This is a genomic window from Vibrio hepatarius, from assembly GCF_011806575.1.
GTDB classification, from domain to species: domain Bacteria; phylum Pseudomonadota; class Gammaproteobacteria; order Enterobacterales; family Vibrionaceae; genus Vibrio; species Vibrio hepatarius_A.
Map to the genome: position 1 here is coordinate 35924 of NZ_JAATOO010000023.1, position 23564 is coordinate 59487.

Annotated in this window: 25 protein-coding genes and 1 pseudogene; 24 read left to right on the forward strand and 2 right to left on the reverse strand. The window is 48.9% G+C overall.

The features are described from left to right. Window positions 1-37: 37 nt before the first annotated feature. From HCZ42_RS16745 to HCZ42_RS16825, 17 genes are all read left to right on the forward strand, one after another. A complete protein-coding gene (locus HCZ42_RS16745) occupies window positions 38-238 on the forward strand; it encodes a Flp family type IVb pilin (protein ID WP_167421927.1) in 201 nt (66 codons plus the stop codon). Beyond that, a complete protein-coding gene (locus HCZ42_RS16750; protein ID WP_167421928.1) occupies window positions 228-668 on the forward strand; it encodes a prepilin peptidase in 441 nt (146 codons plus the stop codon). Before HCZ42_RS16745 ends, HCZ42_RS16750 begins: the two co-directional genes overlap by 11 nt. Before the next feature lie 12 nt (window positions 669-680). Then, window positions 681-1571: a Flp pilus assembly protein CpaB gene (gene cpaB, locus HCZ42_RS16755; protein ID WP_167421929.1), complete on the forward strand. Its 891-nt coding sequence runs from the start codon at window positions 681-683 to the stop codon at window positions 1569-1571. Window positions 1572-1574: 3 nt separating this feature from the next. Beyond that, the gene (locus HCZ42_RS16760; RefSeq protein WP_167421930.1) at window positions 1575-2999 is read left to right on the forward strand and encodes a type II and III secretion system protein family protein; all 1425 of its coding nucleotides are present in this window, start codon (window positions 1575-1577) and stop codon (window positions 2997-2999) included. An 8-nt stretch (window positions 3000-3007) separates the two neighbouring features. After that, window positions 3008-3565, forward strand: coding sequence for a pilus assembly protein FlpD (locus HCZ42_RS16765; RefSeq protein WP_167421931.1), 558 nt, complete (start codon window positions 3008-3010; stop codon window positions 3563-3565). A gap of 3 nt (window positions 3566-3568) precedes the next feature. Then, window positions 3569-4696, forward strand: coding sequence for an AAA family ATPase (locus HCZ42_RS16770; protein WP_167421932.1), 1128 nt, complete (start codon window positions 3569-3571; stop codon window positions 4694-4696). 4 nt (window positions 4697-4700) lie between these two features. Continuing rightward, a complete protein-coding gene (locus HCZ42_RS16775) occupies window positions 4701-6002 on the forward strand; it encodes a CpaF family protein (protein ID WP_167421963.1) in 1302 nt (433 codons plus the stop codon). Next, window positions 5999-6898 (forward strand): type II secretion system F family protein, encoded by a 900-nt coding sequence (locus HCZ42_RS16780; RefSeq protein ID WP_167421933.1) that lies wholly within the window; start codon window positions 5999-6001, stop codon window positions 6896-6898. The genes HCZ42_RS16775 and HCZ42_RS16780 overlap by 4 nt, the downstream gene beginning before the upstream one ends. Before the next feature lie 3 nt (window positions 6899-6901). Further along, window positions 6902-7822: a type II secretion system F family protein gene (locus HCZ42_RS16785; RefSeq protein WP_254868980.1), complete on the forward strand. Its 921-nt coding sequence runs from the start codon at window positions 6902-6904 to the stop codon at window positions 7820-7822. Then, window positions 7819-8589 (forward strand): tetratricopeptide repeat protein, encoded by a 771-nt coding sequence (locus HCZ42_RS16790; RefSeq protein ID WP_167421934.1) that lies wholly within the window; start codon window positions 7819-7821, stop codon window positions 8587-8589. The genes HCZ42_RS16785 and HCZ42_RS16790 overlap by 4 nt, the downstream gene beginning before the upstream one ends. Continuing rightward, window positions 8586-9056 carry a TadE/TadG family type IV pilus assembly protein gene (locus tag HCZ42_RS16795; protein WP_167421935.1) on the forward strand — a complete coding sequence of 157 codons (471 nt, stop codon included), beginning with the start codon at window positions 8586-8588 and terminating at the stop codon, window positions 9054-9056. Before HCZ42_RS16790 ends, HCZ42_RS16795 begins: the two co-directional genes overlap by 4 nt. Before the next feature lie 2 nt (window positions 9057-9058). Then, complete coding sequence (locus HCZ42_RS16800) at window positions 9059-9562, forward strand: hypothetical protein (protein ID WP_167421936.1); 504 nt, start codon at window positions 9059-9061, stop codon at window positions 9560-9562. Next, entirely contained in the window at window positions 9562-10965 is a 1404-nt protein-coding gene (locus HCZ42_RS16805) for a VWA domain-containing protein (RefSeq protein ID WP_167421937.1), read from the forward strand. Before HCZ42_RS16800 ends, HCZ42_RS16805 begins: the two co-directional genes overlap by 1 nt. 25 nt (window positions 10966-10990) lie before the next feature. Continuing rightward, entirely contained in the window at window positions 10991-11518 is a 528-nt protein-coding gene (locus HCZ42_RS16810) for a HugZ family protein (RefSeq protein ID WP_254868981.1), read from the forward strand. 201 nt (window positions 11519-11719) lie between these two features. Then, window positions 11720-12109, forward strand: a complete 390-nt coding sequence (locus HCZ42_RS16815; protein WP_167421938.1) for a YbaN family protein — start codon at window positions 11720-11722, stop codon at window positions 12107-12109. Next, the gene (locus tag HCZ42_RS16820) at window positions 12106-13704 is read left to right on the forward strand and encodes an ABC transporter ATP-binding protein/permease (protein ID WP_167421939.1); all 1599 of its coding nucleotides are present in this window, start codon (window positions 12106-12108) and stop codon (window positions 13702-13704) included. The genes HCZ42_RS16815 and HCZ42_RS16820 overlap by 4 nt, the downstream gene beginning before the upstream one ends. Further along, on the forward strand, window positions 13701-15344 hold the full coding sequence (locus HCZ42_RS16825) for an amino acid ABC transporter ATP-binding/permease protein (protein ID WP_167421940.1): 1644 nt from the start codon (window positions 13701-13703) through the stop codon (window positions 15342-15344). Before HCZ42_RS16820 ends, HCZ42_RS16825 begins: the two co-directional genes overlap by 4 nt. 80 nt (window positions 15345-15424) lie before the next feature. Here the strand turns inward: HCZ42_RS16825 and HCZ42_RS16830 are convergent, their stop codons facing one another. Continuing rightward, complete coding sequence (locus HCZ42_RS16830; RefSeq protein WP_167421941.1) at window positions 15425-16330, reverse strand: DMT family transporter; 906 nt, start codon at window positions 16328-16330, stop codon at window positions 15425-15427. A 167-nt stretch (window positions 16331-16497) separates the two neighbouring features. On the opposite strand from HCZ42_RS16830, the gene rmuC reads away from it, so the two are divergent. The 7 genes and pseudogenes from rmuC (at window position 16498) to tatC (ending at window position 22653) form a co-directional block, all read left to right on the forward strand. Continuing rightward, entirely contained in the window at window positions 16498-18048 is a 1551-nt protein-coding gene (gene rmuC, locus HCZ42_RS16835; protein WP_167421942.1) for a DNA recombination protein RmuC, read from the forward strand. Between the two features lie 57 nt (window positions 18049-18105). Beyond that, the gene (gene ubiE / locus HCZ42_RS16840; protein WP_167421943.1) at window positions 18106-18888 is read left to right on the forward strand and encodes a bifunctional demethylmenaquinone methyltransferase/2-methoxy-6-polyprenyl-1,4-benzoquinol methylase UbiE; all 783 of its coding nucleotides are present in this window, start codon (window positions 18106-18108) and stop codon (window positions 18886-18888) included. Between the two features lie 12 nt (window positions 18889-18900). Beyond that, the gene (locus HCZ42_RS16845) at window positions 18901-19506 is read left to right on the forward strand and encodes a ubiquinone biosynthesis accessory factor UbiJ (RefSeq protein ID WP_167421944.1); all 606 of its coding nucleotides are present in this window, start codon (window positions 18901-18903) and stop codon (window positions 19504-19506) included. Next, entirely contained in the window at window positions 19503-21137 is a 1635-nt protein-coding gene (gene ubiB / locus HCZ42_RS16850; protein WP_167421945.1) for a ubiquinone biosynthesis regulatory protein kinase UbiB, read from the forward strand. The genes HCZ42_RS16845 and ubiB overlap by 4 nt, the downstream gene beginning before the upstream one ends. A gap of 52 nt (window positions 21138-21189) precedes the next feature. Next, window positions 21190-21441: a Sec-independent protein translocase subunit TatA gene (tatA, locus tag HCZ42_RS16855; protein ID WP_053411010.1), complete on the forward strand. Its 252-nt coding sequence runs from the start codon at window positions 21190-21192 to the stop codon at window positions 21439-21441. Window positions 21442-21444: 3 nt separating this feature from the next. After that, a pseudogene (gene tatB, locus HCZ42_RS16860) lies at window positions 21445-21739 on the forward strand (Sec-independent protein translocase protein TatB); the annotation flags it as partial. A gap of 155 nt (window positions 21740-21894) precedes the next feature. Then, window positions 21895-22653 (forward strand): twin-arginine translocase subunit TatC, encoded by a 759-nt coding sequence (tatC, locus tag HCZ42_RS16865; RefSeq protein WP_167421947.1) that lies wholly within the window; start codon window positions 21895-21897, stop codon window positions 22651-22653. 66 nt (window positions 22654-22719) lie between these two features. On the opposite strand, the gene HCZ42_RS16870 is transcribed toward tatC, so the two are convergent. Continuing rightward, complete coding sequence (locus HCZ42_RS16870; protein ID WP_167421948.1) at window positions 22720-23481, reverse strand: TatD family hydrolase; 762 nt, start codon at window positions 23479-23481, stop codon at window positions 22720-22722. Window positions 23482-23564: the final 83 nt, after the last annotated feature.

Consider the following 23564-nt stretch of genomic DNA (forward strand, 5'->3'; position numbering starts at 1 on the left):
AAGAAAGATACATGATTTTTAGAAAGGAATTGGTTTGATGAATGGTTTTGTAGCTTTGATTGAGCGTTATATACACGATGAAGAAGGGGCAACTGCGATTGAATATGGCATTCTCGCAGCCGGGTTAGCAGCAGGGATATTAGCGATATTTGGTTCTGATGGCTTATTTATCAGTGCCTTAAAAGAAAAGTTTCAAACAATCATTGATGGTATGAACATGGGGTCTGGTGGCGAGTAATTCTTATTTTTTATTGCAAATTATAACGGTGATCTTGTTGTTTTCTATTGCATTAAGCGATGTGTCTCAGCGTAAGGTTCCCAATATATTTTTGCTTTTGTTGTTGAGCGTTTGTGTCGTTGTTACGCCTTTTTCTCTTCACTCATTTCTAGTCGGAATCACAATAGTGGTCTTTGGGTTGGTGGCTTTCCACTGCCGTTGGCTGGGGGCTGGAGACAGTAAATTGTTGGCAATATGCGCCTACGCCTCATTGGAACAATGGTATTGGTTGCTATTAAAAACCGCTTTGTTAGGCGGAGTATTAAGCGTGGCGTATTGGTTGTTTAACTACTTCGCGTTAAGGGGAGTAATTGCGGCAAAACCGCAAACAACCGTGCCTTATGCAGTCGCGATATGCATCGCCGCAACCACCACTATTCACTATATGTAGTTTATACCCATCATGAAAAAGTTAATTTTTGTGCTACTCGGGGGCGCGACCTTGGTCGCAATGCTGTTGGTGGCATGGCAGAGTTCAACGCCAACTCATTCAGATAAACCCGCCGACGTGGCGGTAGAAGAGAAAGCCGTTGTACCGAGAATCTTAGTCGCGAAATATGCCATCCAAGCGGGTGCCTTACTGAGGGCAGAAGATTTCCGTTGGGCACCAATGCCAACCGACAGTAATACGCAGCTTAATGACGTGTTTCTTGAAGGCTTTATCAAACCTGATGTGCTTAAAGGCAGCTTGTTAACTCGTCGCGTCGCAGCCAATCAACCGCTTGCAGTCTCAGACATTATCCGCCCAGAACAGAATCAATACATGTCCGCGATGCTTTCGCCAGGCATGCGAGCGGTCACGCTGGAGATGAGCTTGGCAGGGATGAACTATGACTTGCTAAGACCGGGCAATTACGTCGATGTCATCTTAACCAGTGAAAATGAGCATGCATCCGAGAAAGGCTTTGGCGAAGTCACCAAGCGCGCAACCAGCGTGATTCTCGAAAATACGCGTCTGCTCGCGATCAACAACACGCTGACTGACATTGTCAGCGGACCAAAACTTCAAAATAGCAACGACATGTCGATGGTTGGCGGTGACGCTTTACCGATCACATTCGAAGTCACTCCAGAAGGGGCGCAACGTTTGTTGTTAGCAAAAACGTTGGGGGACTTATCGCTAATCTTACGCGGCGTTCAGCAGGAAGAACCGTCAGTGATGACATCAAGCGTTGCCACCCTGTGGGATGAACAGTTGTCGGACAACCATCATCCGGACCGCAAGCCTCAGCACACCATTCGTATTTTCAGTGGCGAAGATATTCGTACCCAAGAAAAGAGCACAACGAGATAAATCATGTCTTTGCTTCGAAATTTTATACTTTACGTATCGTTGGCATTGTTTGCTTCACCGTGGGCGTTAGCAGCAAGCCAGACCTTGAATCTCACTATCAACCAAAACCGTCTGATCACGGTGGCCGATGATGTGAAAGATATTTTTGTTTCTGACCCAGAGTTGGTCGTGGTCCACGCACCTTCCAACCGTCACGTGATGGTGTCGGGCAAAGCCTTAGGCGAAACCGACATCTTAGTGCTCGGAGACAATGCCCGTACACTGGCGCACTACAAAATAGTGGTAGCGGCCGATCTGTTTGACCTAGAACGAGCGGTGCAACACGCGTTTCCCGATGCTCAAGTAACGTTTGTACACAGCAAAGGGGCTATTGTTGCGATGGGCGAAGTGGCCAATGCACTTCAGGCGCACGAGATCCTAAGCATAGCGTCAGGGTTTGCTAAAGGGCTACAAGAAGTAGACGAGCAAACCTTAGCAGCGCCAACGAGCGAAAGTGGTAGTAGTGGCGGCCGTGGTGAAGGTATGGCAAAACCGGGCGGTGGCATGGGCGTCTATCCATTGGTGGTTAACCAGCTTAAAACCGCAGGTAGCGCCCAAGTGAACATTTCGGTACGCATTGTCGAAATGGAACGCTCGACCAGTGAACAGTTAGGTCTGCGCTGGAGTTCGATCGGTAATATGCGCTGGGGGACATGGGACACATTGCAGACGGCGCTGGGTGTGACTCCAGGCAATAAATTTCCTTCCAACACATTACCCGATGGAAATGGTCAGCATGGCTTGAATGTCATCATCGATGCTTTGGTTGAAGACAGTTTGGTCAACGTGTTGGCTGAACCTAATCTGACGGCAAAATCAGGTGAAGCGGCAACCTTTATGTCGGGGGGCGAGTTTCCTTTCCCTGTCGACAACAGTGACGACGGTGTGAGTATCGAGTTTAAACGCTTTGGTATTTCTTTAGAGCTGACCCCGACAGTGCTGAGTAACAAACAAATCAGTCTTACCGTCGCACCGGAAGTTTCTACGCTGAGTCGTGAGCACAGCGTCTCTATTGCCGGTGTCGAAGTTCCCGGTATTGAAAGCCGCCGCGCTACGACAACGATTGAGTTGGCTGATGGTCAGAGCTTTGCGCTGGCTGGCCTGGTGCGAACCTATCAAGACCATAAAATCGAAGCACTGCCATTTCTAGGCGAAATTCCTTTCCTTGCGCCACTGTTCAGTAGCAACAGCTTTAAGAACTCAGAAAGTGAGTTAGTCATCATCGCGACCGCTCACTTAGTTGAGCCAACCAGCGACCCGAGCGAATTGACGACGCCGCTCGACCGATTCCGTCCCGCCAATCGATTCGAACGTCTGTTCCTACGCGATATGGGTGATGACCATGACGCCAATCAGCGTCTGTTTGGTAACTATGGATACAACTATTAAGGATGATGATGAAATTCGCGAAATTGGCTTTGAGCACGTTGCCCCTTTTATTGGTGGTTGGTTGTCAGCGTCCGTACGAAACAGGCACGCATTCAACCTTTCAGGACAAAACCTCATTTAAGACAACCGCAGCCAACATTGAGTTAGACCTGAAAAATATTTTGAGCCCAGTAAACAAACGTGAAGAACAGGGGCATATTCGCCTTTCGTTGCAAGGTGGGAATTTGGACTCACAGACTCAACAAAAGCTACGCACTCAGTTGAGTGATTACTTTCAGTTACCAGTAGAGCTGACGTATCAGTCGGATAAGCAGAATCAGATCGCTGGTGAACTCGAAGTGAAATTGGTTCGGGGTACGTGTCGCTACAACCGTCAGTCGTTACCTGTCTCGGCGCACGCCTGCCAGCAATTACGCAATCAATACCAGAGTGTTGTCAACAAATCGGCATGGCGCCACGGTGAAGAGTATCAAGAGCAGAACAGCGCTCTGACGACCGGGGCGGTACAACGTTTGTTCAACAACCAGCTTAAATCGGCAGAAAGACAGCCAGTGACAGGAGAGTAAGTCGTGACTGAAAGAGTATTTAATGTTGTCGCGTTTGTTCTCGATAGCCATAGCCAACAAGTGCTTGAGCAGCTAAAAGGTGACTTGACCACGCAAGACATTCAGGTGAACAAAGGCGATATCGAAGCGGCTAGGCTCTGGTGTGTCAAACAGGGTGCACCTGACTTGCTCATCGTTGACGGCGGTGACTGTCTGGGATTGGAAGCTGCGCTGCGTAAGCTGGCGGAGTATTGTCCGCCACAGATGAAGCTGATCGTCTTGGGTAAAAAACAAGAAGTCGCCTTGTACCGTAGCCTTATGTTCTCGGGTGTGAACGACTACCACACCACGCCGTTAGATGCCGATGCGATTCGATTAAGCTTACTGCATCTTCAAGGGCACCAAGTGGCCAAGCCATTGCGTCAGGGGCGTGTGATTTGTGTACTTGGCAGTACGGGTGGGTGTGGCGCGAGTACCATCGCGGCGAACTTGGGGTACTTCTTAGCCGAGCAACAACATCAGTTTGTTGCCTTAGTTGATTTTGACCTGTTCCACAGCCAACACCCAATCCTATTGGGTGCCGATTATGACCCGCATCTGGAGCACATCATTGCCGACGCTGAGCGTATCGACGAAACCTTATTGGCGCACAGTAGCCAACAACTCACCAAGCGTTTGCATTTGTTTTATGGTCAGGATAGTCAACTGCCACATGATGACGTGCAGCAACCCGCAGAGACAATCCAAGCGCTGGCGGAGCACTACGCAACAGTGATTGTGGACGTACCGAACCTTAATCACCCTGCGATGCCTGCGATCGTAGAGCAGGCTGACAACTGCATTTTTGTCACTGACTACAGCCTGAACAGCTTCCGCTATCTGGCCAAGCTCCGCGCCAATACGCCGTTGAAACACCAGCGACAAATCTTAGTCGGCAACTTGTGCCGCCACGGTAAAGGTCGAGTGCCTAAACAGGAAATCACCAAAGCGCTGGGGTTGGAGTTGAGCGTTGAACTGCCGTTTGATGCCAAAGCGTTCGATAAAGCGGAAAGAGAAGGCAAACCACTGTTGGCTGAGCGTTCAAAATTCAGCAAAAAAATCCACCAGTTAGGGCAAGTGCTGGGTGCCGCTTCGGCAGAACAGAAAGGGTAAGTCGATGTTTAAGCAAGATGTGTTAATCCACAAGACCCGCAGCCACGAACTGCTTTCGATGACGGATGACGCCAAAAGTGCGTTTTACGAACTGGTCGATCCATCGATCGCTGCGAGTTTATCCCGTGATGATCTGCTGCCGCGTGTCAAAGATGCACTCAATACCATTTCTGGACGGAAAATGTTGCCTTATAACCGTCAGGAGCTGGCAGTTTTAGGACTACAATTGGTCGATGAAATGGTCGGTATCGGTCCCATTCAACCGTTACTCGAGGATCCGGATGTGTCCGACATCTTGGTGAATGGTCCTGAAACCATTTACGTCGAACGACGCGGCAAGCTAGAAAAAACCGATATTCGTTTCCGCGATGCCAAACATGTACTGAACGTTGCCCAGCGGATTGTCAATGCGATTGGCCGCCGGGTAGATGAATCCAATCCGATGGTAGATGCACGCCTAAAAGACGGCAGTCGCGTCAATGTGATCGCGCCGCCTCTGGCGTTGCATGGAACCTGCATTTCGATCCGTAAATTTCCTGCGAGTAAGTTGATGTTGTCGAATCTGGTCGACAACGACAGCTTGTCAGAGCAAATGGCGGAATTCCTCGCACTGGCGACCTATTGCCGCTGCAACATATTAATTTCCGGTGGTACAGGTTCGGGTAAAACGACCTTATTGAATGCGCTGAGTCGGCACATCAGTGAAGACGAACGTATTCTGACCATCGAAGATGCTGCCGAACTATCCTTGGCGCAGCCACATTGGGTACCGCTTGAGACCCGCAATGCCAGCACCGAAGGCAACGGCGAGGTAACGGTGCGTGATTTGGTGAAAAACGCACTGCGTATGCGTCCAGATCGTATCGTGCTTGGTGAAGTTCGCGGTGCGGAAGCGTTTGACATGTTGCAAGCGATGAATACCGGCCATGATGGTTCGTTGTGTACCTTGCACGCCAACAATCCACAAGATGCGATTGTGCGCTTAACCAATATGCTGCAAATGGGCGGAGAACGTTTATCCGACCATATTATCCGCAGCCAGATTGTCAGTGCGATTGATTTAGTGGTGCAACTCGAGCGGATGCGCGATGGGCGTCGTCGGATTACTGCCATCAGTGAAGTAGTTGGTATGAAAGGTGAGCAGATCGAGCTAAGCCCGGTGTTCCGCTTCGAACTGACCCGTGCCGAGCAGCAGAATATCTACGGCCGCTTTACCGCTCAGTCAATTTCTCCCACCTTGCTGGATAAAGCGGCTCATTTTGCCAAAGAAGAGGCATTGCGCCACTGCGTGGAGGCGCCACAGTGAAGTTACTGATCATCATTATGGCGGTTTGGATTGTCGCAGGTGCGCTGCTGTGGCGCATGATTCAACGTCAGGATCACTGGCAGCGTCAACTCAGACGCTACACGTTGCTGAACTTGGAGGCCAGTGCTGCCCAGCGTCCGCCTTTTTGGTGCGAATGGGTGTGGTATCAGAACCTACAAACCTTTGTCAGCCCGGAAAAGTTAAAGCAGTGGCAACTTGGTGTCGTCGCATCGCTCGTTGTCGCGCCAGCTTTACTCAGTTTTAACGGTATGGACTGGTATGTGGCCTTGCCGCTGAGCGTGAGTACCGTGCTGTTGGTTGTATGGTTTGCTTATCAACAATTGCAACAAAAAGCCAAAGACCAGTTTCGCGATGAACTGCCGGATGTCATTGACGGTTTAATCCGCGCTTTGCGTGTTGGTGCTCCGATGGTTGATGTGTTTCATGAGATGGCTCAGCAACACCAAGACGTGACCGCGCGCCTGTTTGACAACATGCACGACGAACTGAAAGTCGGTCAGACTCTGGATGAAGTGATGAAAAACGCCGCTCAACGTATGCCAATTGCTGAGTTTCGTTTTCTTACTATCGTGCTGAGCTTACAGCAGGAAACGGGAGGGCGCTTAACCGGAGTGCTGGAAAGGCTAGGGCACACATTGAGATCGAGAGCCGAACTCAACGCCAGCATTCAAAGTATTACCTCTGAATCGCGTAACTCAGCCAAAGTACTCGCGGCACTGCCGATTTTGGTGTGTCTGGTGTTGTTTACTACTGGACGTGAGCATTTTGATTTTCTGATGACCTCAAACGGCGGGCAAATCGTCATGGCGTATGTGGTGGGCAGTATTTTAGGTGGTTTGTATCTGATCCGCCGTATGACTCAGTTAAAAGGATAGCGCATGGAACAGTGGATCCTCTCATCAATGACGCTAGTCAGCTTACTGGGAGTAGGTGTAGTGGGCATGTTTGTCTTGGTGTGGTTGTTTCTATCGCAGCAATCACAAAGCCGTTGGCAACTGCAATGTGCGCGTTATTTAAAACTGAGTGATGACAACGCGATAGTAGAGCGTTCTTCGTCTTCATTTCTTGTCGGCCTAGGGGTGCTATACCCGGTGTCGGAGAAAGAGAAATCCCGTTTGCAGCAGATGTTGGAACACGCGGGCATCGCGTCGTCTAAGGCTTTGAACACGGTACGTGGTGCCAAACTCTTTTTGGGTTTGTTGAGTGCGGGGGCGGCGTTGGTTTGGCAGGCTGTTCAAGGGGAGTTGGTCGATGCATACACCTTAATGATGACCCTAATTGGTTACGTTGTGGGCTCCAATTTACCCGAGTATTGGCTGCGCCGTCAGGCGATGCAAGCGCAACAAAAGCAGCAACAGGTTGTGCCTGACGCGATAGACCTGATGGTGATCAGCGTTGAAGCTGGACTGTCGCTGGAAAGGGCGTTGGAAAAAGTCGGCCGATATCTGTTGGATGTTGAACCGATGCTGGCGCGGCAGATGTTGCGCACCCACGCCGAAATTCAAGTTCGGGGCGAATCCGCACAGTGCCTGAAAAAGCTGGCGTGGCGAACCGGATTGAAAGAGCTCGAACGTCTCGCTAGTACGCTGGCGATGGCCGAGCGATATGGTTCTCCATTGGCGGAAACCATGCGCACCATCAGTTCTGATGCAAGGCAGTTGCGCAAAATGGCGTTGCAAGAGCAGGCCGGTAAGTTGCCGGGACGCATTACGCTGATTCAAATGGCTTTCATTATGTTGCCATTGATGGTGCTGATCGTTGCACCGACCATGAACCTGTTGTTGGAGAGTTTAAAATGATGACCACAAATCCGATCAAATGGCTGTTGTTGGTCTGTCTCAGCCCCTTGATATTCGGGTGTGCGACGGCAAGCAAAGTGAAAAAGCAAACCGAAGACAATACCCAAGCCCTTGCCGAGGCTGCGTTTAACTATGGTCAGTATGGAAAAGCGGAGCAGCAGTATCTGAAGTTGCTTGAACTGTCGCCGGACAACCTCAAATACCAAATGATGTTGGCTCGTAGTCAGTATCGTCAGGACAAGAAAGAAACCGCGATGGCGAAATTGCGTTACGTCTGCGCGCATCCAGAAGCTATCTCGGCGCAGGCGTGTATGTACCTTGGCCGCTATTTGCTTAGCAATGGTCGTGTGACTGAAGCCACTGAAGCATATAGATTAGGTCTGCCCAAAGCGGACGAGCCACAGGTCGAAGCGCAACTGCATAACGGTTTAGGTATCGCGTTATTAGACAGTGATGCTCAGCAAGCAAGAACCGCGTTGCAGCAAGCGATTATGCTCTCACCGGACAACCCTCATTTTCGTTCAAACTTGGCGATAAGTTATCTGCATGACAATCAGGTCGAGAAAGCACGCACAACGTTTTCGCCGTTATTGGCGTATCAGCAATTACCTCAACAGGTTGAGCTGAATTTCGCGCTGCTATTACTGGCGGAAGGCAACGAGGACCAAGCCCGAGCGCTACTAGCTCGTCATTTGCCAGCGAGTGAAGTCGAACGTGACCTCTCGCTGCTTAATGCGCGTTTGGCGGTAATGCGGAAGACCCAATGAGCCAGCGTCGTACTCGCCAGCGTGGTGTTATCAGTTTAGAAACGGCGCTGCTGTTTCCCGCTGTGTTAGCGGTGTTGTTAGCCTTCTTCGATATCACCCGAGTCCATTTGCAATACGGACTGTTGGAACACGCGATGCGTAGCTCGCTGCGGGTGCTGTTAGCCGAAGACTGGCGCGTTAAGCCGTTAAACCCCTCTGTTATCAAACGAATGATTGATGACAACAGTTACGGTTTTATCGACCAGGTCGATGTCAGCATTATTCGTTATGACTCGTTGGAAGAGTTGCTCCGGGTGGGGCAGGACGACGATGAGGTCAGCACGGTCTTTCGCCCAAGAGACCCGGTGTTTCAGGTGACCGCGACGCTCTCCACACAAATGGAAATCAGCCCGTTAGCCACGCTATACCCAGAACCTTTGGTATTTACTAGCACCTTGATTGCTTCACAGGACTTGTTGTTCGATTAACTATGTTTCGATATCCGATTTTTTCCGCGCGTAAACGTCGTTTACAAGGCAGTGTCAGTCTAGAAGTGGCTATGATCCTGCCGATGCTACTGACCGTGATTGTGGCGGCGTCAGAAATACTGACCATCCTTCGCGTCGAACAACGCTTGGTGAACCTCAATTACAACATTCTTGAGATGGTGGGCAACCGTCGGACCCTGACGATTGAAAACAATATCGCCCAGCTCCCGTACTTTAGTGGCTTTGCCGAACAGCAACTTTCGAACATTGCTAAAGGCAGCGTGAATTTGTCGATCGCGATGCACAATGCGGCGACTAAGGAAACCACGCCAGTGATGGTGAGTTCATCGTGCCCGTTGAGTGAACAATGGCCGAACTTTGAGGTCGGCAGCTTAGTAGAAGTCGCAATCTGCTTCCAGCCACATGGCAGTGTCAGCAACAACGCGATTTGGAAGCTATGGCCAAATGGTCGTTTCTATTCTCATATGATTAGGGAGACTAACTGATGACGCCATTATCCACATCGGTTATTTCTCGTCACCATCAGCTTGGCGTGGTGTCGGTGTCGGCGGCGATATTTCTCGCTGGTATGCTGACCTTCTTTAGCTTTGTTCTGTTGGTGGTTGTCACCAGTACCACCGATAGTCGTCTCTCAATGCTGGCCGATGCTGTGCTTTATTCTTCATCTGACAGTGTCAGCGCGGATCAAGACGCCAATCAACTGTTGAACGCCAATGTCAATGACGAGACCACAGGTTTGGCAGCGTCTCGCTCAAGGCTAGATAAACGTGATGATTTCACCACGACGACCGTGACCGGCAAAGTAAAGGCTAGCGAACTGGTTCTCAATGAGGAATTGATCTCCGGAGACCTGCAGATTCGTCACCAAGCCGTTTCCCGCTTACACCAGACGACACTGGAAATCGTCATCATGTTGGATGTATCTGGCTCAATGGAGGGTGTGCCTATGGCTCAGGCGATCGATGGCTTACGAGATTTTGCCGACATCTTATACGCCGAAGAAAGACGAAATCTGAGCAAAACCATCAGCATCGTACCCGCAACCGGATTGGTTAATGTCGGCTGGCGCCCAAATTTTCTTAAATCTGACGCGGTAGCGATTCCACGATCATTGCGTACATTGGCAAAAGAGCAAGGGTGGAAGAACCTGCTCAGTCCAACAGTACCAGGTCGCTGGCGCAAAGCAATGTGTATGCAATTACCGGAAGTTCAGTCGGACTTAACCAGTCCCAGTTTACTCAGCCCAAAGTGGATCCGTAGCTTGGAACTTGGACCTAGACAACAAAACATCCGCTTCTATCTTGAAACCCAACGCAAGCCGCCACCAGGAGATACATACAAAAATGGCATGCCATTGCATTCCTATATCCCAAGTAACAACTCGCCATATAACCCGGATTGGAAGCACATGCATGCGCTGTTCGACTCATTTGACTGTGGGGTTAGCAGTGTTCAGTCATACATCTCCAACTATCGTGAATTTGTTGATGGTTTAAAAACACTTTACCCGGAAATGAACACCAATAACGCGGAAGGTGTGATGTGGGCGTGGCGTTTGCTGTCACCTGAGTGGCGTGGAGAGTGGGATCGCACCAAGAGCGAATTACCTCGTGACTATGGTCTGAAGAACAACAAAAAAGTCATGGTGTTGTTCACCGATGGTGACCACTTAGCAGCCCCCGAGTTACGTGATCGCAAGCAGGTCATGCTCTGTCGAGAAATGAAACGAAAAGGCATCGAAGTTATTGCAGTGGATTTCAATAACCGCTCACCTTCGATGCAATCTTGTGCCAGTCCTGGTCAGTATTACCCAGCAAATAACCGCACTATTCGCACTGTGTTACAGCAAGTGGCCACCACACTAAACAAAATTGAATTGGTGGAATAACTATCATTATGAAAGGAACTGTATTTTGTACCGAAAAGAACAGCTAGAACGTTTACCTGCGAAGGTTCAGGGATTTATTGAGCAATTTTCAACGGCCCAATTGGGCACTGTTGATGAGCATGGCACGCCGCTAGCGAGTTACGGTCCGTTTGTCCGAGAAGGCAATAACTTTGTGATGTTACTCAGCACTGTTTCACAACACGCACGCAATCTTCAGCACTCTCCGAGAGCATCGCTAATGCTGGTTGAACCAGAAGATAAGGCGCGTCATCTATTCGCGCGCGAACGTGTGGTGATTGATTGCGATGTGGTGTGTATTGATAAACATGCTCGAGAAGCGGTGCCTCTGAAACAGGAAATGAAACAGACCTTTGGTGATATCGTCGATCAGTTGTGTGGCATGAAAGACTTCAATTTCTACCGTTTTTCGCCCCGTTCCGGTAACTACGTTAAAGGTTTCGGCCAAGCATTCCGTCTTGATCAGGCGCTGAAGCACGCGGTGCACCAGACGGAAGGACATACAGAAGAAGATAAACAACCACGACCCGCTTAGCTTAACAGCCGGTGCGAGGGATTTCCTCGCACCTTGCTAATGATGTGTATCGGTATCTTTGAGAGCGCAGTGACGCAAGGTCGATTTGCCGACACTGATTCAGATTGATATCAGATAAAAATAGCGCAAAGCCTTAAAGGCCAAGGCGCAATTAAATTCAGCCTTTCATTACGACAGACAATTTACAGAATGAATTGGAACATGATTAAAAGATATACCTTCTTGACCATAGGGGTCAGCGCGACTGGGCTGGGTATGGTCGGTGTGTTTATTCCCTTATTACCCACCGTCCCTTTTGCGCTGTTAGCTCTGTATTGCTTCAGCGTTAGCTCTCCTCGTTTTCAATCTTGGTTACTGGCCAGTCGCTTACTTGGTCCGACACTGAGGAACATCAAAGAGAATCGCGGTTTGACCATAGCGGAAAAGGCGCGCGTACTTATACTGGTATGGGCTTCTATACTGGCGACGGTCGTTTGGTTGTTGGATGAACGGCCTTCCGCACAGATCGCTTTGATTGTTATTGCGCTGATCGAAACGTATGTGATCGTGCGTTACAAAACACGCATCGAGCTAGGTGAGGAACAACAATGATAGGTGCGATTCCTCAAACCGCTAAGCCTTGGTTGCTCGGGACGGTAACAAGCGGCATTTTGATTATTCTTGGCTTAGTTGGTCAGTATTGGCTTGTGAGCCAATTGTTTCTGGTCGATGTTCAGCAGGCGGCTGGTCAGCTATTGCTTATGGCCACTGTCCTCGTTGCGCTGCGTTTTGGATTGATAATCTGGCACCGTCATCTAGGTGCTCAGACGTCCGCGCAGGTGAAGCAACGTCTGCGTACTCAATTGCTCGACAAACTTGCGAAGCTAAAACCTCACCAGATGACTCCGGACCTGCGAGGTAAGCTTAATTACTTGCTTGGTGAAGGCGTCGAAGTATTGGATTTATATTGGGGGCTATTTGTTCCACAGTTCTTTATCGGCTTACTTGGTTCGCTGTTAGTTTGTCTGTTTATCGCCTGCATCGACCCATTTTCGGGTTTTGTGCTGCTGTTGATGATCCCGCTTATCCCTGCAATTTTAATGTTGGTGTTTAAGCGCTTTGCCAGCGTCAGTGCAACCTACAAACATAACCTCGCCGTGTTGACCGAGTTGTTTACCCAGAGTTTGCATGGACTCCCAGTGTTAAAACTGTATCAATTCTCTAAAGCGTGGGGGCGTGAGATTGAACACCATGGTGAGTCGCTGCGCCGTTCGACCATGTCGTTGCTCAAGACCAATCAACTGGTGATTTTATTGGTCGACTTGCTGTTTTCACTCGGTACGATAGTGGCGGCGTCGCTGTTGGCGATTACGCGTTATCAATCTGGCATTATCGATGCTGCTTCCGCTGCGTTCATTATTTTAGCGAGCGTAGAGTTAATTCGACCGCTGTCTTTGATGGGGGCATTCTTCTTTGCTGGAGCGTTGGGAAGAGAAGTTCAAGCCGACGTTCAGCAAGTGCTGGCGATGGAAGAAAATGATACTCATCATCTCACACCGCAAAACCGTCATATTATGCTGGATATTCAAGGTTTGACCTTCGGTTATGATCAGCATCGACTGTTATTTCAACGTGTCGATTTAACCGTATACAAAGGGGAGCTGGTTGTTATCCAAGGGCCAAGTGGTTGTGGTAAATCAACGCTGTTTAAGCTTATCCGCGGTCAACTCCAACCCAACAGCGGCATCATTACCCATCAATCGGTTGGCTATCTGCAACAAATGCCGTACGTCTTTGATACTTCCTTAGAAGACAATTGCCGACTGGCTGCGCCCAACGCGTCTCAGGGTGATATTTACAATGCGCTTAATCGATGTGGACTGACAGAATGGCTGCGTTATCCGGAAGGGTTGTTGCGTCAGACTGGGGAAGGCGGTAAGCATATCTCCGGTGGTCAGGCCGCACGGCTGGGTTTGTCACGGGCATTTTTATCAAACCATAGTTTGTTCTTAATTGATGAACCGACCCGCCAGCTGGATAACCAAAGCGAACAACATATCATTGACGCGCTGCATCAACTTAAGCAACAGGCGGGCGTATTGGTGATCAGTCATTCACCACGACTCATTGAGCAGGCGGACCGCGTGATTGATGTCCGCGACTGGCAAAATGCAATTAAAGCAAAACGAACGGAGGCTTGGGTATGATTAAAACGTTATTACGCCTCGCTAAGCCTCATCTGGCGCCACTGACGTTGTCTTTACTCTGCCGGGTATTCAATCAGTTAGGGACGATTGCGATTCTGGTTGTGGCTGGACACTATGCACAACGCTTGTTTGCGGGCCACTCCATGGCGATATGGGAACAACTGATTTGGCCATTGTTATTGATTGGCGTTGGCAAAGCAGCATGCCGTTACGTCGAGCAATTATCAGGGCACAACGCTGCTTTTCGTATTCAAGAAGATTTGCGTAATCAGGTCTACTGGCAACTTGAAGCGCAAGCACCAGACAATATTCAAGACTTATCGACGGGTGAGTTGACGGCGCGTGTGGTGTCGGATATCGAACGTATCGAAGTATTTTATGCGCATACTATCGTGCCCGTGTTGTCTGCATTGTTGGTGTCGTTGTTGGTGACGATTTACGGCTATTGGTTGGTCGGTCCGGCTGCAATGGTATTGTTTGGTCTGTTATTGGCGGTTGGGGCGGCTCTTCCTGTGTGGCATCTCAAGCGCAATGGTTTGTTAGGACAAGGTATCCGTGGTCAGTTTGGTCAATTGAATGCTCTGTTGACGGATGTTATGTCTGGATTCAGTGAAGTGCAAAATTGGTCCGCGATGCCTTTCTTTCAGCGTAAAGTGACCAAACAAGGTCAAGAACTGCAGCAGTTGCACAATCGCTTGGCAATACGCAACGGTACGAAGGATGCGTTGAGCGATGTACTGATCAGCAGCGGCTTTCTGGCGATGCTTTGTGTCGCTTGGCTTACGGGAGAAGCGTTATCGCTCTCTGCGTTATGTTTGTACGCTGGCGCGTTTGGTCCGGTACTGGCGCTGACGCGAACTTTTGAAGACTTACCACAGACATTTCCGGCATGTCGTCGCGTGATTGCCATGTTAGATGTGAAGTCGTCAACTGAGCTATGTACGAGTAATGCAACGCCAAGTTCGGTCAACTCTGACGTGTTATTGAGTGTTGAACAACTTAGTCATCGATATCAAAACGCACCGGAGAAAATCTTTGAAGGCGTCTCGCTTTCACTATCCGCGGGACGACACTTGGTTATTCAAGGTGAAAGTGGCAGCGGTAAAACGTCATTATTGCGCTATCTAGCGGCGATTTATCTGTCGGAAAGCGCACCATTAAGGCTCAAAGGGCAAGCGATCACCATGAAAAATCGTGAAGCCGCTTGGTTGCAAACCAGTTATGTTCCGCAGCAAAGCGTCATCTTTCCGGCCTCTTTGCGTTATAACCTATCTCTAGGAGGAAATTATAGCGATGAGAAACTTATGCAGGCATTGCGATTAGTCTGCTTGGAGTCGATGTATGGTGCGCTTGCTAAGGGTTTAGATACCGAACTGGGTATTAACGGCGCTCGGCTGAGCGGAGGAGAGGCGCAACGTATTGCTTTGGCGAGAGCATGGCTACGCAATACCCCGATCTATGTGTTGGACGAAGCATTCAGTGCGTTGGACAAAAACACCGAGCGAGTTATCCGTCATAACCTTGCGCAAGACTGGCGAGATAAATTGATCATTGAAGTGGCGCATCAGCCGCAAGGTCTAAATCCGCAGTGCGAACGTTGGCTGATGAAAGAAGGTCAACTGACAGCTTTCGTTGATTAAACGAAAAAATGCCGGAGATATCCGGCATTTTTTATAGCAGAGAGATAAACGCATCCTAATAAAGATGTGTTGTAAATATGTTAACTAGCGGCTTGTGAGAGATCTTTTTTGCCAAATTTGATCTGCTGGATCACCAATCCACTGATAATCAATACCAAACCAATGAGGGTCGTTGGGTGAATATCCTCGCCTATGATGGTCGCAAGCAATATCAGCGAGACAAACGGAGAAGCAAAGATAAGGTTGCTGATCCGCGCGGTATTCTGGGTGAGCTTCAATGCGCTCAGCCACAAGACAAAAGTGACGCCCATTTCAAACAATCCGACGTATGTCACCGCTAACCAACCTCGAGGAGAAACCTGTTGCCAGCTTGCCCCCTCATAGATGCTGATACCAATGGCAAACGGGATCGCGACCAGAAAGCCCAGCAGCACGGCGACAATCGGGTCAGCTTTGTTCTTTGCATTCAGAATCCAATAGCCCGCCCAAAGTAGAGTGGAGAGCAATGCTAATCCGACGCCAAGTGGACTTTCAAAGTTCAAGCCGAGGATATCGCCTTTAGTTGCAATCACGACGACGCCAAAGTAGCTCAACGAGCACGCCAGCCAATCTTGCTTACGGATCTTTTGCCCCAAAAACAGCGCCGCCATCAAAGTCAGAGTAATTGCCCAACTGTAGTTAATCGCTTGTGCCTGAGAAGCGGGTAAGAGGTCGTAAGCTTTAAACAGAATCAGGTAATACGCCAGCGGGTTAATTAACCCCAACAACAAGTAATACCAAGGATTGGAAACAAAAGTGCTGGGTATTGAGGCGAGTTTTCCGCGTGCGGCACAAATCACCGTCAGGGCGAGTGCAGACACGATACTGGCGATGGTCAGCATTTGAATCGGGGTAAACTCTGCCAGAGTCAGTTTGAATGCGGTGGCCACCGTTGACCACAAGAGTACAGCGGCTAAACCAAACCCAAGCGCGCGACGTTCGTCCATGATGTTCCTTATCCTAAGACCGATAGGTGAATCCCTGAGTTTCCTGAGAGGGGATGAAGTACGGTGAGCCTAGTCTATCTGTTCGATATCTAGTCGACAAACTGGACATTTATCCAGTGGTAAAATACCATTAAATCAATATCTGGAAAGAGAGTTAAACCTTTATTATGCAATGGATTCTTGAGAATCAGGGCTTGATCGTCAGCGCGCTCAGTGGTGCCGTAATTAGCGGGCTGGGTGTGGGCTGGTGGGTAAAGCAAAAAATGCAGTTTAGTCATCAGCTTATGGAACAACAGCTGACATCAAACCAGCAACTTGCTAACAGCCAAATCAGCCAGCTACAACAAGAGCTGCAGCAAGCCCAGCAAGAATTGGATGAACTCGATACCGAGCGCGACAAAGCCGCGTACGAGTCAAAACAGTTGCACGGTAAGATGATGGCGGTAATGGAAAAGCTGCGTTATTTCGAAGCCGTCAAACAAGAGCGCCAGCAATATTCCGATGACCTGAATCGCGTCCGTGAGCAAAAGTCACAGCTGGAAGCGCAACTGCGAGAACAGGAAGCGCGCCACGAGCAACAAACCAAAGCCAACCAAGAGAAACTCGAGTTGCTGGAAAAGGCTGAAGAACGTCTAAAGCAGCAGTTTGAGCATTTGGCGAACCAACTGTTTGAAAGTAAAACCGCCAAAGTCGACCAACAAAACCGTCAGAGTTTAGAAGGGATTTTGAGCCCACTTAAAGAGCAATTGGAAGGATTTAAAAAACAGGTCAATGACAGTTTCACCGTGGAAGCGAAAGAGCGCCATACCCTAGTGCACGAGTTAAAAAACCTGCAGCGCTTAAACGAACAAATGACGCGTGAAGCGGTTAATCTGACTCAGGCATTAAAAGGCGATAACAAGCAGCAAGGCAACTGGGGCGAAGTGGTGTTGGCTCGCGTGTTAGCCGAATCAGGTTTGCGTGAAGGCCATGAATACCAAACACAAGTGAGCTTGCAAAACGAAGCTGGGAAACGCTACCAACCGGATGTGATTGTTCACTTACCGCAAGACAAACAGGTGGTCGTGGATTCCAAAGTCGCCTTGGTCGCGTACGAGCGTTACTTTAACGCCGAAACCGATAATCAAAGGGATAAAGCGTTAAGTGACCACTTACTTGCACTGCGCGCGCACATCAAAGGGCTATCACAAAAAGACTATCATCAGCTTAAAGGCATTCAGAGCCTCGATTACGTACTGATGTTTATTCCGGTTGAACCCGCGTTTCAGGTCGCGATCCAAGCCGACCCAAGCTTGGTGAAAGACGCGATGGAGCAAAATATCATCTTGGTCAGCCCAACCACCTTGCTGGTAGCATTGCGCACCATCGACAATTTGTGGCGCAACGAGCGACAAAACCAAAACGCTCAGGTGATCGCCGAACGCGCGAGCAAACTCTACGATAAGTTACGTTTGTTTGTCGATGATATGGAAAGTCTTGGCGGCGCGCTGGACAGAGCCAATCAGAACTACCAAGGGGCGATGAACAAACTGGCAACCGGGCGTGGCAATGTCATTCGCCAAGCGGAAAGCTTTAAACAGCTTGGCGTAGAGGTGAAGCGACCGATTTCGGCCAAGCTGAGTGACATGGCTCATTATGATGGCCTCACAGAAAACAACACATTGGGTGAAAATGATTCGCTCGCAGAAAGACATCCGGCTGAGGATAAAGTAAACTAATCGCCCGCAGTGCTCAGGCCGTATATATTCATTGGCACTGTTCAAAGAGGAAACATCATGACGGATACAAGCGTGCAATCGAATACAGCCTTAGAATCGAGTGAAACAACACACTTTGGTTTCACCACCGTAGCAAAAGAAGAAAAAGTCGAGAAAGTGGCTCAGGTGTTCCACTCTGTCGCAGCAAAATACGACATCATGAACGATTTGATGTCTGGTGGTGTTCATCGTCTTTGGAAACGCTTTACCATCGATTGTAGTGGTGTTCGTCCGGGTCAACGAGTGTTGGACCTTGGTGGCGGTACCGGTGATTTGACCGCAAAGTTCTCGCGTATTGTCGGTGAAAAAGGTCACGTGATTCTTGCTGACATCAACAACTCAATGCTGAATGTTGGCCGTGACAAACTGCGCGATAGCGGTATTGTCGGTAATGTGCACTACGTTCAAGCGAACGCAGAAGAGCTGCCATTCCCAGATGACTACTTTGACGCGATCACCATCAGCTTCTGTCTGCGTAACGTAACAGACAAAGACAAAGCGCTGCGTTCCATGTTCCGTGTGCTTAAGCCAGGCGGTCGTCTTTTGGTGCTCGAGTTTTCAAAGCCAATTCTTGAGCCACTATCAAAAATTTATGACGCTTACTCGTTCCACCTATTGCCAAAAATGGGTGAACTAGTGGCAAATGACTCAGAGAGCTACCGCTACCTAGCGGAATCTATCCGCATGCACCCAGATCAAGAAACACTCAAAGGGATGATGGAAGAAGCGGGTTTCGAGAAAACCAACTACTACAACCTCACTGGCGGTATCGTAGCACTGCACCGTGGTTACAAGTTCTAAGGTAGGAACGTTATGCCATTTGACCCTCTTGTAACGGCAGTAGTCGAAACATCTCTCAATACCTTAATCAAAGACGACCCTGAACTGGGTCGTCGTTTAGCTCGTCTCAAAGGGCAAGTGATTCAGGTACACCTCAAAGAAATCAATAAAACCCTGACGTTCGTTTTCAGCCAACAAATCGATGTATTGGCGAATTACGAAGGTGAACCTGATTGCTACCTATCGCTGAACCTTGCTGTGTTACCTGAATTGCGTGACCAGTCAAACATCACCAAGCTGATCAAGCAAGATAAGCTGGTGCTGGAAGGCGATATCCAGCTAGCACAGAAGTTTTCTCAGTTAATGACCGATTGCAAGCCAGACATCGAAGAATGGCTGTCACGTGCTACGGGTGATGTGGTTGCGCATACCTTGGTGAAAGGCGCGGAGAATTTGGGTCAGTTTGTCAAAGCGCAAGCAAGCAAACACCAGAACCATCTCGCGCAAGTGCTGACTGAAGAGTGGAAAATCGCCCCAGCGCCGCTGGAAGTGGCGTATTTCTGCGACCAAGTTGATGATCTGAAAAGCCACGCGGCTCGCGTAGAAGCTAAGCTAAAGCAACTTCTGGAGCGTGCATGACTCTCTCTGAGCTAAAGCGTCTTTACCATATTACCAAGGTTCAACTGGAATACGGTCTTGATGAGTTATTGCCCAACCATCAGCTTTCCAAAGCGCCGCTGCTAGCGCGTAAAGGCTTGTTCTGGATTAAGAATAAGCACAGCGATAAAGAACTTGGCCAGCGCTTACGTTTAGCGTTGCAAGAACTTGGTCCGGTATGGATTAAGTTCGGCCAGATGATGTCGACACGTCGTGATTTGTTCCCACCGCACATCGCTGACCCTCTCGCGCTGCTGCAAGACCAAGTTTCCCCATTTGACGGCCAACTGGCGAAAGAGCAAATTGAGCTCGCGCTTGGTGGTCCATTAGAAAACTGGTTCAACGATTTTGATATCACGCCACTGGCGTCTGCTTCCATTGCCCAAGTGCACACTGCGAAGCTAAAAGAGACTAACCAAGAAGTGGTATTAAAGGTTATCAGGCCAGATATTCGCCCAGTCATTGATGCAGATCTAAAACTGATGTACCGCATGGCACGTATAGTCGCCAAAGCACTTCCTGAAGCACGTCGTTTAAAACCAGTGGAAGTGGTACGCGAGTACGAAAAGACTTTGCTTGATGAGTTGGATCTGCGCCGTGAAGCGGCTAACGCGATTCAACTCAGAAGAAACTTTGAAGGCAGCGAAGAGTTATATGTGCCGGAAGTTTTTTCCGACTTCAGTAATAAAACTGTCATGGTTTCTGAGCGAATATATGGCATTCAAGTCTCTGATATTGAAGGGCTGAAGGCGAACGGCACCAACATGAAGCTGCTGGCTGAACGTGGTGTTAGCGTGTTCTTTACCCAGGTGTTTCGCGACAGTTTCTTCCATGCTGATATGCATCCAGGCAACGTCTTTGTTGAACCTAAGCATCCGGAAAACCCGCAGTGGATCGGATTGGATTGTGGCATTGTTGGTACGTTGAACAGTGAAGATAAGCGTTACTTAGCGGAAAACTTCTTAGCGTTCTTCAACCGCGACTATCGCCGAGTGGCTGAGTTGCACGTTGAATCTGGATGGGTTCCACGTGAAACAAATATTGATGAGTTTGAGTTTGCGATTCGCATCGTTTGTGAACCAATCTTCGCCAAACCCTTGTGTGAGATCTCGTTTGGTCACGTGCTGTTGAACTTGTTTAACACCGCGCGTCGATTCCATATGGAAGTGCAACCTCAGCTGGTATTGCTGCAAAAGACGTTACTTTACGTTGAAGGCTTAGGCCGTCAACTGTATCCACAACTGGATTTGTGGGAAACGGCGAAACCATTCTTAGAAGAGTGGATGATGAATCAAGTCGGCCCGCAAGCGGTAATCAATGCCGTTAAGGACCGAGCGCCGTTCTGGGCAGAGAAATTGCCAGAGTTACCTGAGTTGCTCTACGACAGCTTACGCCAAGGTAAGATGATGAACCAACGTATGGATCAGCTCTACCAAGGTTACCGTGAGAGCAAGCGTCAGCAGGCGACAGGAAAATTTTTGTTTGGTGTTGGTGCAACATTAGTCGTATGCTCGGCAATATTGGTCAACACCACGTTTGAGCAGCTTTCAATGATGAGCGCTATTGGTGGCGTCACATTTTGGTTGCTTAGTTGGCGAGCTTATCGTCGATAGACGTTAAACTCTTTGAATAAATTATTTTTAATAAGACCCGAGGTAAAAAAGAATGGGTGGTATTAGTATTTGGCAACTTCTGATTATTGCTGTGATTGTTATTCTGCTTTTTGGTACTAAAAAGCTACGCAACATCGGCGGTGACCTAGGTAGTGCGGTTAAAGGTTTCAAGAAAGCAATGAGCGATGAAGAGGCTGCTAAGAAAGACGCCGAAGCGAAAGACGCTGACTTTGAACCAAAAAACATCGAACAGCAGAAGTCTGCAGAGACTTCTGAAACTAAGAAAGACAAAGAGCAGGCATAAGACGTGTTTGATATCGGTTTTTGGGAACTGGTATTAATATCTGTCGTCGGGCTGGTGGTTCTTGGGCCTGAGCGTTTGCCTCACGCAATTCGTAGCGTTTCTCGTTTTATCGGCGCTGCGAAAAACATGGCAAACAGTGTGAAAGACGAACTTTCACATGAGCTGAAGGTGCAGGAGCTACAAGAAAACTTGCGTAAAGCTGAGCAGATGGGCATGGAGGATTTGGATCCTCAGCTAAAATCGTCAGTCGAAGAGCTGAAAAGAGCCGCGCAAGAAGTTCAGCGTCCATACGCGAACGAACAATCCGCTGATAAAAAAGCGGAAACAGCAGAGGCGGAAAGCAAATCCGCTTCTGACGCTCGTGAGCCTTCAGCAGATAAAAAAGCCGAATAGTCTCTCTCGAGGAGCTGCATCTTGTGTGGCTCCTTTTTGATCTTATAAACGAGGTTAGCTATGTCTTCGGTTGAGCAGACACAACCTTTGATCAGCCATCTTTTAGAGCTTCGAAACCGTTTATTACGCGCAATTTTAGCGATATTGGTGGTGTTCGTTGGCCTGATCTACTTTTCTAACGAAATATACGAATTTATCTCTAAGCCTTTGGTCGATCGCCTACCAGAAGGGGCGACGATGATTGCAACTGACGTTGCGTCACCGTTTTTCACACCATTGAAGCTAACACTGATTTCGGCCGTGTTTGTTGCGGTACCGTTTATCTTGTATCAAGTCTGGGCATTTGTAGCACCAGGACTATATAAGCACGAACGACGTTTGATCATGCCTTTGTTGTTTTCAAGCTCGTTACTGTTTTACTGTGGTGTCGCGTTTGCATACTACGTCGTGTTTCCGCTGGTGTTTGGCTTCTTTACCGCAATTTCTTTAGGTGGCGTCGAGTTTGCGACTGATATTTCGAGTTACCTCGACTTTGTCTTGGCACTGTTTATGGCGTTTGGTATAGCGTTTGAAGTACCGGTTGCGATCATCTTACTGTGCTGGACAGGAGCGACAGACCCGAAAAGCCTCAGCCAGAAGCGACCATATATTATCGTTGGCGCGTTTGTGGTTGGTATGATGCTGACACCGCCGGATATGATTTCGCAAACCTTGCTCGCTATCCCGATGTGTTTGCTGTTTGAAGTCGGCTTGTTCTTCGCCCGTTTCTATGTGCGCAAGAATGACGATAAGGAATCAGAGTCAGAAAGCGAAAGCTAAACAATGAGAATGAAAAAGGTTGGCCATCGCCAACCTTTTTCTTTATCTGCCGGACGTTAGCAGCCGTTACAAAGCAAACAAGCGGTTAGCGTTGCGGTTAGTCATCGCTTGAACGTCGCCAATCGAAAGCGCTCTCAGAGAAGCAATACGCTCGGCGATTAGTGGAATATACGACGGTTCGTTACGTTTGCCGCGGTGCGGAACCGGCGCAAGGTAAGGACAGTCGGTTTCTAAAATCACGTAATCCATATCAAGGTGAGGAATCACCTTATCCATACCGCCATTTTTAAACGTCGTCACACCGCCCAGACCAAGGTGAAAACCGAGGTCATTGATCGCCTTTGCTTCCTCAATACTGCCGCCAAAACAGTGGAACACGCCAGACAGTGAGCCATCTTGTTCTTTTTCCAGTAACGCTAGAGTCTCTTGGATCGAATCGCGAGTGTGAATCACCACTGGCAGTTTCATCTCTTTCGCCCAGTTGAGCTGAGTGGTGAACGCCATTTCCTGCTCTGCTTTATAGGTTTTATCCCAGTACAGGTCGATACCTATTTCACCCACGGCAATGAAATTGTGCTTGGCAAACCACGAATGAATGATCTCTAGTGTTTGCTTTACGTTGCCATCCACATAGCAAGGGTGGAGCCCCATCATCGAACGACAAATTTCAGGATAGGCCGCCTCGGTTTGCAACATCGGTTCAATTGACTCTAGGTCGATGTTCGGTAGCAGAATCTTTTCGATGCCTTGTGCTAAAGCGCGCTCGACGACCTGATCACGGTCATTATCAAATTCGCTGGCGTAAATATGGGCGTGGGTATCGATCATGTTGTTTCTCAAGTCTGGTTGGTTGGGGTGAGTATAAGGCAGTGTGAGCCTATGGTCATTTTTTGCATTTTTCTACTCTGTCA